The sequence below is a fragment of the Streptomyces sp. bgisy159 genome, assembly GCF_965341775.1.
GTDB lineage: Bacteria > Actinomycetota > Actinomycetes > Streptomycetales > Streptomycetaceae > Streptomyces.
In genome coordinates this window covers 1-9844 of record NZ_CBDQZH010000081.1, presented here as the reverse complement: position 1 = coordinate 9844, position 9844 = coordinate 1, and the positions used below count along the sequence as shown (strand labels likewise).

At 75.0% G+C, this 9844-nt stretch carries 8 protein-coding genes; 4 read left to right on the top strand and 4 right to left on the bottom strand.

Annotated features, from left to right (window positions below; genetic code table 11):
* Positions 1 to 115: 115 nt before the first annotated feature.
* From ACSLTV_RS35380 to ACSLTV_RS35365, 4 genes are all read right to left on the bottom strand, one after another.
* Complete coding sequence (locus ACSLTV_RS35380; protein WP_432139498.1) at positions 116 to 892, bottom strand: M23 family metallopeptidase; 777 nt, start codon at positions 890 to 892, stop codon at positions 116 to 118.
* A 131-nt stretch (positions 893 to 1023) separates the two neighbouring features.
* Entirely contained in the window at positions 1024 to 1902 is an 879-nt protein-coding gene (locus ACSLTV_RS35375) for a C40 family peptidase (protein WP_435613667.1), read from the bottom strand.
* Positions 1903 to 2049: 147 nt separating this feature from the next.
* On the bottom strand, positions 2050 to 2835 hold the full coding sequence (locus ACSLTV_RS35370) for a sigma-70 family RNA polymerase sigma factor (protein ID WP_435613666.1): 786 nt from the start codon (positions 2833 to 2835) through the stop codon (positions 2050 to 2052).
* 25 nt (positions 2836 to 2860) lie between these two features.
* Positions 2861 to 3553 (bottom strand): M15 family metallopeptidase, encoded by a 693-nt coding sequence (locus ACSLTV_RS35365; RefSeq protein WP_435613665.1) that lies wholly within the window; start codon positions 3551 to 3553, stop codon positions 2861 to 2863.
* A gap of 401 nt (positions 3554 to 3954) precedes the next feature.
* Here ACSLTV_RS35365 and ACSLTV_RS35360 point away from each other — a divergent pair, with 401 nt between their 5' ends.
* The 4 genes from ACSLTV_RS35360 (at position 3955) to ACSLTV_RS35345 (ending at position 9753) form a co-directional block, all read left to right on the top strand.
* On the top strand, positions 3955 to 7257 hold the full coding sequence (locus ACSLTV_RS35360; protein WP_435613664.1) for an AfsR/SARP family transcriptional regulator: 3303 nt from the start codon (positions 3955 to 3957) through the stop codon (positions 7255 to 7257).
* A gap of 95 nt (positions 7258 to 7352) precedes the next feature.
* Positions 7353 to 7820: a hypothetical protein gene (locus ACSLTV_RS35355; RefSeq protein WP_432139503.1), complete on the top strand. Its 468-nt coding sequence runs from the start codon at positions 7353 to 7355 to the stop codon at positions 7818 to 7820.
* A gap of 508 nt (positions 7821 to 8328) precedes the next feature.
* Positions 8329 to 9024, top strand: coding sequence for a GAF and ANTAR domain-containing protein (locus tag ACSLTV_RS35350; protein ID WP_432139504.1), 696 nt, complete (start codon positions 8329 to 8331; stop codon positions 9022 to 9024).
* Positions 9025 to 9141: 117 nt separating this feature from the next.
* Entirely contained in the window at positions 9142 to 9753 is a 612-nt protein-coding gene (locus tag ACSLTV_RS35345) for a TetR/AcrR family transcriptional regulator (RefSeq protein WP_432139505.1), read from the top strand.
* The last annotated feature ends 91 nt before the right edge of the window (positions 9754 to 9844 follow it).

Sequence of the window (9844 nt, the reverse complement as noted above, 5' to 3'; positions counted from 1 at the left end):
GTCTCCTCTTGTCTTTCCCCCGCTCCACGGCCGGCGGGCCGGCGGAGCCGGCCCGGTGCCCTCTCCGCGGACGGGGACGCGCGGGCCTACGCGCAGTGCGCGCGGCGGACCCCGGTCAGCACTCCCGTACCCCCGGCAGCCAGGCGGCGGGGTGGTCGATGTAGATGTTGCTGACGTAGCCGCCGAGCCTGGGGATGTACGCCCAGGCGTCGTTGCTGTAGCCCTCCGCGTCGACCCGGTCGCCGTGCTTCTGGCACTCGACGTAGACGGGGGTGGGGCCGCTCAGGGTGCGCACCACCGCCGCGTTGAGCCGTGCGTCGGCCCGGACCCGGACGCCGGTGCCCCAGGTGGTGAAGTTGGTTCCCGGCGTTCCGCCGCCGCCCGGCGTGCACGGCAGGCTCACGCCGCGCGCGGCGAGGTAGGGCACCGGGTCCATGCCGCGGGTGCTGGACGTCGAACTGTGCGCCTCGAAGTGGAGGTGGTTGCCGGTGGAGTCGCCCTCGGACCCCATGCGCGCGATCAACTGGCCGCTGCCCACCCGCTGGTTCACGGAGACCAGGCGCTCGTACATGTGGCCGTACTCGGTGACCGTGCCGTCGTCGTGCCGGATGCGGATCCACTGTCCGTAGCCGCCGGCGGGCCCGGACGCGATGACCGTGCCGGGGCCGGTCGAGTAGATCGGCGTACCGCGGTTGTTGGCGATGTCGACGCCGTCGTGACCGGAGTGGTACCACTGGGTGACGGTGCCTGCGGCGGGGCACGACCCGGCGTAGTCGGCGGGCCGGGCGGGCGGGGCCGCGCCGGCCGCGCCGGCGGTGAGCGGGACCAGCGCGGTAGCGGCCACCGCGGCGACGAGTACGCCGGCGGACCTGGTGCGGTTGAGCACACGCATGACGAGATCTCCTCCGTGTCTTCTGTGCGAGCGTCCGCGCGGCGGGAGAGACGAGCGTCTCCCGCCGCGGGAGAGCGGGCGGGCCGGCCCGGCCGGGCGGTGCCCCGGGCCCACGAGCCGACGCCCGGGGGTCAGCAGGCGGGTACGCCGGGCAGCCAGGCCGCCGCGTCGTCGATGTAGATGTTCGAGATCCACGCCCGGTACTTCGGCAGGTAGGACCAGGCGTCGTTGTGGTAGCCCTCGGCGTCGACCGGTTCGCCGTGCGCCTGGCACTGGACGTCCACCGCCGTGGGCCCGGGCAGCCGGGACACGGGCGGTTTGCCCCTGTTGGGGTCCGGGCGCAGGCCCACGCCGGTGCCCCAGGTCATGAAGCGCTTGGTGCCGGCCGGCGGCTCCTCGCCGCCCGTGATGCGCAGGGCGCCCGCGTACTCGGCGTTGAGCCGCACGTCACTGACCATGACCCGCGTCCCGGACTCGCGGGCCTCGACCATCTTGCCGCCGCCGAGGTAGACGGCGATGTGGTGGACGCTGCCCAGGTCGCCCGGGTGGGTCGCCCACAGCAGCAGGTCACCCGGCTGCAGCGGGCCGAGGCCCTGGCCCCGGGCGAACCGGGCGGTGGCCCCGCTGTAGCGTGCCTGGTTCCAGGACCCCTCGGGCAGGGCGATACGCGCTCCCTGCCAGGCGGCGTACTGCACCAGGTGCGAGCAGTCGAAGCCCTTGACCTGGCTGTCGTGGGCGCCGGGGCCGCCGCCGGGGTAGTCCTGGCCGTAGGTCGGCCCGTGGATCGAGCCGCCGCCCCACGAGTAGGGCACGCCGATCTGCGAGCAGGCGGCGTCGACGATCGCCCGCGCCTCGGCGGGCGCGCTCGCCAGAGCGCGGCAGTCGGCGGCCGCCGCGGTCTTCACGGCGGCCGGTGTCACGGTTCCGGCCATCGCCGTACCGGTGCAGGTCAACGTGGTGGCGAGCAGCAGTCCTCCGGCGGCTGCCACGGTGCGGTGCGTGCGACGCATGGGGTTCCCCCTGGGTGGTTCGTGCGCTGTGCGGGTGAGTCGGTGGGCGGATGCGGACGGACGGACCGGCCGTCCGCGCCGGGCCGTCGGCCGGACGGGGCCGGACGGGGCCGGGCGGTCGGCGGGACTGCTCCGGGCGGTCGGTCCTCAAGGTGTGGGACCGGGCCGCGCGGGGCCGTCGGTCTTCACGGAGGAGACGGGAGCGCGGGCCGGTTCGTATGCGTCGAGAGCGGCGCGGATCTTCGCCAGTCCGCGCAGCCGGTTGCGCTGTACGGTGCCGCGGTGGGCGCCGAGCCGCTCTCCCGCCATGTCGTGGGTCAGGTCCTCGAGGTCGACGAGGATCACGGCGGCCGCCTCCTTGGCGGACAACCCGCGCAGCAGCGCGGTCGTCACCGCCTCGGCCTCCCGGCGCGCGAAGCCGCCGTCCCAGCTCGCCTCGGGCAGCCGGTCGGTGCAGCGTTCCTGACGGGAGGGGTGCCGCCACAAGTCGCGCAACAGGTTCAGCGCCGCCGCGCAGGCGTAGGCGTACGGCTGCTGCTGCCGTGCCAGGGTGTGGGCGCGTGCCCGGCGGGACAGCCTGAGGTAGGTCTCCTGCACGAGGTCGTCGGCGTCGTGCGGATTGCCGGTGAGGGCCAGCAGTCGGCGGCGCAGCCTCGGCATCACGGCGGTGAACGCCGCGTCGAACTCGGCGGCGGTCATGTGGTCGCCGGGCACGGGATCGGCGCGGACGGGATCGGCGGGCGCGGGCTCCGCGCGGGCGGACTCGGCGCGGACGGGCTCGGCGGGCGCGGGCTCCGCGCGGGCGGACTCGGCGCGGACGGGATCGGTCGAGGTGCGCTTGGTGGGTGTGCGCTCGGCGAATGCGGGCTCGGTGAACGGGCGTTCGGTGGTCGCGGGCGACTTGGTCAGGGTCGCTGCGCAGGTGCTCTCCATGGTGTTCCCCCGGTTGGGCTGGATCTCAGACTGCGGTCGGGTCCGCGTCCTTCGCCGCGCTGTGGCGCGGAGGGTGCGCGGGGCCGTACCTGGCCGCCGGCGCCGCGGTCAGCAGCGCCCAGTAGCGGTCCCCGTACGACCAGTGCCACCACTCGGTGGGGTAGTTGACGAACCCCGCGGCGGTCATCGCCCGTGCCAGGACCGCCCGGTTGGCCCGGGCCTCGGCGTCGAGACCGGGCGCCGCGGTGCGGCACCGGCCCCCGCTCTTCTCCGGGGTGGCGTTGACCTCGGTGCCGAGGGCGAGTTCCGTTCCGTCCCCCGTGCACAGCGTCAGGTCCACCGCTCCGCCGCTGACGTGCGGTGCCACCTCCGGCGGCGAGATGTACGCGCTGGCCAGCTCGCGGATCCGGTCCGGGCCGGTGTCCGGGTGCGCGGCGCGCAGCGTGGCCGCGTACTCGTCGAAGTAGCGCCGCTGGAGTTCGGGCGGCCGGAACCCCTCCACCATGAGCAGGTGGACGCCGGCAGGCAGGGCGTCCTGCGCCACCAGGAGCCGGCGCAGGACGTCGGCCCGTACGTGTGCGTAGGAGCCGTCCGCGTCGGCCTTGCGCCTGTCGACCCGCAGCGCGGGCAACTCCCTTGCGTCTGACAGGGGTTCGCCGTCGTCGGCGACCGGCGTGCCGGCCACACGGTGGTCCGAGAGCAGGATGATGTCCGTCACACGAACAGCGTGGCGGCCGGCTCTGCAGGAACGCTGCAGATCCTCTGCAGCGCCTTTGCAGCAGATTCCGCGGTCCCTTCTGCAGCCCTGCTCGGAAACGGGTGGCACGGCGGCCCGGGGGACGGCCGCCCGGGGGACGGACGGCTGCGCGGCGCGGGCAGTTCTCCACCGAGAGCGGGTTCACTCATACGGGGACACGCCCGGCCGCGTCCCCCCGGCGGAAGTCGGACAGTCTCCGCCACGAAATGGAGGGAATTCTCACCGGAAACCCAGTGACATCCAGCCATTGTCGATGCCACCGTGCCGCCGCGTGAAAAAGGGCGGCGCGCACTCCGGCGTGCCTGCCCGCGGATGCCGGTATGTTGTCCCCGACTTGCGGGAACGCCACATCGGGGGACGCGGTGGACATTCGCCTTCTGGGCCCGGTCGAAGCGTGGAGCGAGGGCCGGCGGATTCCGCTGAACGGTGCGAAACCGACAGCGATACTCGCCGCCCTCGTGGTGCGTCTCGGCGATGTCCTGTCGGCCGCGAGCCTCGTCGACCTGATCTGGGAGGACGACCCGCCCGCCACCGCCCGCGCCCTCGTCGCCACCCACGTCTCCGGACTGCGCCGCGCGCTGGCCGGCCTCGCCGGCGGCGACGTCATCCTCACCCGTCCTCCGGGCTACGTCGCCGAGTTCCCCGCCTCCGCCGTGGACGCCCGGCGCTTCGAGGAGGCGTTCACCGCCGGCCGGGAAGCGGCCCGCGACGGCCGGGCCGAGGAAGCCGTCGAGATGCTGGAGAGGGCGTTGCGCCTGTGGCGCGGCCAGGACGCCCTCGAAGGCCTCCACCAGAGCTTCGCCCGGGTCGAGGCCATGCGGCTGACCGAACTGCGCCTGGAGGCGCAGGAACTCCGCTTCGCCGCCGAACTGGGTCTCGCCCGCCGTACGGACCTCGTCGCCGAACTCGTCGCGCACGTCGCCGCCCACCCACTCCGCGAACACCCGCGCGGCCAGCTGATGACGGCCCTGTTCCGGGCCGGGCGCGCGGCCGACGCGCTGCGCTGCTACGACGAGGGCCGCCGTCTGCTCCGTACCGAGCTGGGCGTCGATCCGGGGCCGGAACTCCAGTCGCTGCACCGGGCCCTGCTCCGGGCGGACACGTCGGTCCTGGGGGCGCCGGAGCGCCGCGAGCCGGCGACCGCCGGGAGTACGACCGGGTCCGCCGCGAGCGGCGCGAGCCCCCGGTCAGCGGCGCCGACGCCCGCCGGGAAGACCGCGGCCGGGCCGCTCCCCGGCCCGCGGCTGCCGCCCGCCGACGGCCCCCGCCCCCTCATCCCCTCCCAGCTCCCGCCCGACGTCGCGGACTTCATCGGCCGCGCCGAACAGATCGGCTGGGCGACCGCCCTGCTGGAGCAAGCCGGCGACCCACGGCGCACCGCACCGCCCGTCGCCGTGCTCTCCGGCCGGTCCGGCACCGGCAAGACGGCGCTGGCCGTCCATGTGGGCCACCGCACCGCCGCCCTCTTCCCCGACGGACAGCTGTTCCTGGACCTGCGTGCCTCGGACTCCGAGCCGGTGCGGACCGCGGACGCCCTGGCCCGGCTGCTGCGCGCGCTCGGCGTCGACCCCGAGTCCCCGGCCCGCGACGAGGAGGACCTCCTCGGCCTGTACCGCACGCACATCGCCCGCCGCCGGATACTGCTCGTGCTGGACAACGCTGTCAGCGAGGCGCTGCTGCGCCCCCTGCTCCCGCCCGGGGGCGGCTCGGCCGTACTGATCACCTGCCGCCGTCGGCTCGTCGCCCTGGAAGGCGCCGTCCACCTCGACCTGGGGGTGCCCCCGCAGTCCGAGGCGCTGGAACTGCTGGCCCGCGTCGCCGGCTCGGCCCGCCCCCGCCTCGAAGCGGACCGGGCTGCCGAGATCGTCGCGCTGTGCGGCCGGCTGCCGCTCGCCGTCCGGGTGGCCGGCGCCCGGCTGGCCGCCCGCCCGCACTGGACGCCGGCCCGGCTGGCGGCCCGGCTCCGGGACGAACGGCGCCGCCTGGACGAGCTCCAGGCGGGCGATCTGGAGGTGCGCGCGAGCCTCGGACTCGGGTACGCCGACCTCGACCCGCAGGAGCAGCGCGCCCTGCGCCGGCTGGCCCTGATGGATCTGCCCGACTTCGCCGCCTGGGTGGCCGGGCCACTCCTCGACGTGACCGGGAGCGAGGCGGAGGACGCGGTGGAACGCCTCGTGGACTGCCACTTCGTGGAGGTCGTCCGCACCGACGAGACCGGCCGCACCCGCTACCGCATCCACGACCTGGCACGCGAACACGCCCGGGAGCGCTGTCTGGCCGACGAGAACCGGCACGAGCTCGAGACGGCGGTACGGCGGCTGGTCGACCGCTGGCTCGACATGGCGCGCGCCGCGGCGGCCCGCGGTCCGGGCGGCGCGGCGCGGCTTCTGCGGGTCACTGCCGACCGTGCCGGAGGGGACGCGGACCGGCCGCCCCCGGACTCCGCTCCCGCCCCCGCCCCCGCCCCCGCCGATGCGTCCTCCCCCGCGCCGGACGAGGCACCGGACCCGGCGGCGCGCGAGCCGGCGGCGCGGGAGCTGGCGGCGCGGGAGCCGGCGGCGCGGGAGCCGGGCGCGCAGGAGCCGGCCGCGTGGTTCGCGGCCGAGTACCGGTGCCTGCTCGCCGCCGTCACCCACTGCGCCGAACTCGGCATGTTCTCCGCCGCGCGGGAACTCGCCGCCGCCCTGATGGCCGCGTCCGCCGCGCTCTACAACCGGTTCGACGCCTGGTCCCGTTCCCACGAGGTGGCCCTGACGGCGGTCCGCCGGGGCGGGGACCTGGAGGGCGAGGCCTGGCTGCTGAACGGTCTGGGCCATCTGCGGCTGGAACAGGACCGGTTCGACGATGCCCACGCCTTCTTCGCCTCGGCGCTCCGGCTGTTCGAGGAGCGGGACGTGCGGCGCGGACGGGCCGAGGCGCTCGCCGGCATGGGCACCGCCCGCCGCGAGCAGGCCCGCTTCACCGAGGCGCTGACCCTGCTGACGGCCGCGCTCCAGCACTACCGGGAGCCGGAGGACGACGTCCCCCGGGCGCACGCGCTGTACGGCATCGGATGCGTGCACCGCGACGTGGGCCGCCACGAGGACGCGTGGGACGCCCTCTCGGACGCCCGCGACCTGTACGTCGGCGCCGGGGACCGCCACGGCGAAGCGCTCGCGGTGCGCGCTCTGGGCCTGTGCCACCGGGCGCGCGGGGACCTGCCGGGCGCGGAGGCGCTGCTGCGCCGGTCCCTCGCCCTCTTCCAGGAGACCGACGACACCTTCGGCATCATGTACGCGAGCCAGTCCCTGGCCAAGGTGGAGTTCCGGCAGGGCCGGACGGCCGAGGCCCGGCAGCGCCTCGACCGGTGTCTGGAGATCACCCGGGAACGCCAGGACCTGTTCGGTGAGGCGCTCGTCCTGCGGACGATCGGCGAGTGGCATCTCGCCGTGCGTGACGGGAACGGAGCGGTGGAGCCCCTGCGCGAGGCCCTCGGCCTGTGGGAGAAACTGGCACTGCCCTTGTGGCGGGCCCGCACCCTGCGCGACCTCGCCCGCGCCGAGTTCGCCGGGGGATCGGCCGCGACGGGGCATCGGCTGGCACGGGAAGCACAGCGCGTCTTCGTCGAGTTCGGCAGCCGCGAGGCCCGGGAACCGCTGGACCCACCCGCCCCGACGGACTCCTGAGACCCGCTCATACGACCGTCTCCCGTCTCCCGTCCCCCGGACGAGGGCGCGGCACCCGCCCGCCCGCACATCACCCGCCGGGAGAGGACTCCACCATGACGAAGACGCCCGCGCACGCGGACGGCAGCCGGTACCCGGGCGCATTCCGACGCCGCTCGGCCTTCGGAGTGCTGCGCCCCCTCGCCGGGATCTTCCTGGCCGTCGCCTCGATCCTCCTCGTGGTCGCCCAGCCGGCGGCCGCCCACCCGCCGAGCGGTTCGGTCTACGTGTGGGCGAGCGACGTGCGCGTACGCACCTGCCAGAGCACGACGTGCGACCTCGCCACCACCGAACGGCTGACGCGCGTACGGGTCAAGGCGTACTGCCAGTGGGACGCCGGCGAGCGCGGGCGCGTCACCGACGGCCGCTACACCAACACCTACTGGGTGCAGATCATCACGCCGGGCAGGACCCTGGGCTGGATATCCGCGGTCTACGCGAGCGGCGGTTCCAACAACCACCCGGTGCCCGGCGCCCCGGTCGACAGCCCCTCGGATCCCACGATCGACTGCGAGTACGTCTGAGCGCCGGTAGATCACCTGCCCGGCCTGACACGTCCCCTTCGGCCGCAGGCGTGCCACGCACGTCCCACGTCCCACGTCCCACGTCGGCGATCTCGCTGTCCGCGGGGCGTTCGGGCGGCGCGAACGGCAGGCCGGGCCGGGCCGGCAGCGCGAGGGCGCGAAACGGCTGCGCCGGGCGAGTGCTCTGTCCTACTGCCGGCACACCGACACCGGGCGGCACGGATGCAGTCGGCACGACGGCCGTGGCCGCGCCGGTGAGGCGAGGGGGACGCGGTGGAGATCCATGAGTGGTCCCGGCCGCGAGGCTCACTGGTGCGGGCGGGGCGTCGCCGGCGGCGGGCGGCGGCACCCGCCCGGACCGCCCCGCCGCCCCGCCGCCCCGGCCCGGCGTGGGTCCTCCGCGGCGCCCCGCGGGGGGCGCTTTCCGGCGGGCCGGGCGTGGAGTTGTCGGCGGGGATAGGGTGAGGACATCGGGCGACGGTCACGGGGCTGGGGAGGCGGGTGGGCGATGGACTGGCGGGAGTACGCCGAGCAGATGGCCGTTCTCGCGCGTGAGCTGCTGGCCGGCGAATCGGTCCAGGCGACGCTGGACAACATCGTGGCGTCCGCCGTGAAGCTGGTGGCCGGCTGCGACGCGGCCGGTGTCCTGGCGGTGCGCAAGGGCCGGGCGATGACGCTGGCCGCCAGCGGGAAGAACGTCGAGGAGTCCGACCGGGCCCAGGGCGAGCTGGGCGAGGGCCCCTGCTTCGATCTCGCCCGGCAGAACGGCGGCGAGCGCACCTTCCGCATCGCTGACATGACCCAGCCGCAGACCACCTGGCCGCGCTACGCCCAGGCGGCCCGCGCGCTCGGCATCGGCAGCATGACCGGCATCCTGCTGTACACAGAGCGGGAGGACTTCGGGGCGCTCAACCTCTACGCCCGCCGCCCCGGAGCCTTCACCCAGGAGATCGAGACGGCCGGCTGGCTGCTGGCCTCGCATGCCGCGGTGGCGCTGTCCAGCGCCCGCACCATCGACCAGCTCCAGCACGCGATGGAGACGCGGCACGCCATCGGCGAGGCCATGGGCATCCTCATGGAACGCCATCACCTCAGCGAGGACGACGCGTTCGGTGCGCTCCGCCGCTTGTCCCAGCACCACAACGTCAAGCTGCGTGACGTCGCCCAGTACATCCGGTCGAACGGCGCCCCTCCCACCACCTGAACCAGAGTTCGCACGGACAACCGTTCCCCCCTCGTCGCCGGGGCCGGAGCGGCGGCCGCCATGCCGACTCCCCTACCCCATTGACGGAGTGAGTACTCACTCCGTAGCCTTGTGCTCATGACCAACTCTCCCGAGAACCAGCCGACCCGCCGCCGCGCTCCGGGAATGTCGCCGGAGCAGCGACGCAAGATGATCATCCAGACCGCGATCCCGCTGATCGCGGAGTACGGCTCCGCGGTGACCACCGCGAAGATCGCCCGCGCCGCCGGCATCGGCGAGGGCACGATCTTCCGGGTCTTCTCCGACAAGGACGAACTGGTGCAGGCCTGCGTGGCCGAGGCACTCTCCCCCGACCACGCGATCCGCGAGCTCGACGCGATCGACGTGTCCCAGCCGCTGCCCGACCGGCTCACGGAGGCGGCCGAGGCGCTGCAGGCGCATCTGTCCAGGATGGGCGCGGTCGTGGGCTCGCTCGGGCATCGCGGCGGCAAGCACCCCGGCACGGTCCGCGGGGCGGGCCGCCATGAGTCGACGACCCGCCTCCGCACCGCCCTCGCGGAGCTGCTGGAGCCGGACAGGGCGGCCCTGCGCCGGCCTCCGGAGCAGATCGCGGCCCTCTTCTTCGGGCTGCTCTTCACCCAGCCGCGCACGGAGGACGAGCCCGACCTGACCCCACGGGAGCTGGTGGAGGTCTTCCTCCACGGGGCGCTCTCGGGGACCACCGGCTGAGCACGGGCGGCAGGGGGCGCCCGGCTGTCAGGGCCCCGGCCGTCGCGGCCCCGGCCGCCACGGCCCCCGTACGCGGGCGCCCCCAGCCGCT

What these genes read in the sequence shown, in the direction of transcription:
- ACSLTV_RS35380 (WP_432139498.1), bottom strand. Translation starts at nt 892, where the DNA reads ATGCGTGTGCTCAACCGCACCAGGTCCGCCGGCGTACTCGTCGCCGCG.
- ACSLTV_RS35375 (WP_435613667.1), bottom strand. Translation starts at nt 1,902, where the DNA reads ATGCGTCGCACGCACCGCACCGTGGCAGCCGCCGGAGGACTGCTGCTC.
- ACSLTV_RS35370 (WP_435613666.1), bottom strand. Translation starts at nt 2,835, where the DNA reads ATGGAGAGCACCTGCGCAGCGACCCTGACCAAGTCGCCCGCGACCACC.
- ACSLTV_RS35355 (WP_432139503.1), top strand. Translation starts at nt 7,353, where the DNA reads ATGACGAAGACGCCCGCGCACGCGGACGGCAGCCGGTACCCGGGCGCA.
- ACSLTV_RS35350 (WP_432139504.1), top strand. Translation starts at nt 8,329, where the DNA reads ATGGACTGGCGGGAGTACGCCGAGCAGATGGCCGTTCTCGCGCGTGAG.
- ACSLTV_RS35345 (WP_432139505.1), top strand. Translation starts at nt 9,142, where the DNA reads ATGACCAACTCTCCCGAGAACCAGCCGACCCGCCGCCGCGCTCCGGGA.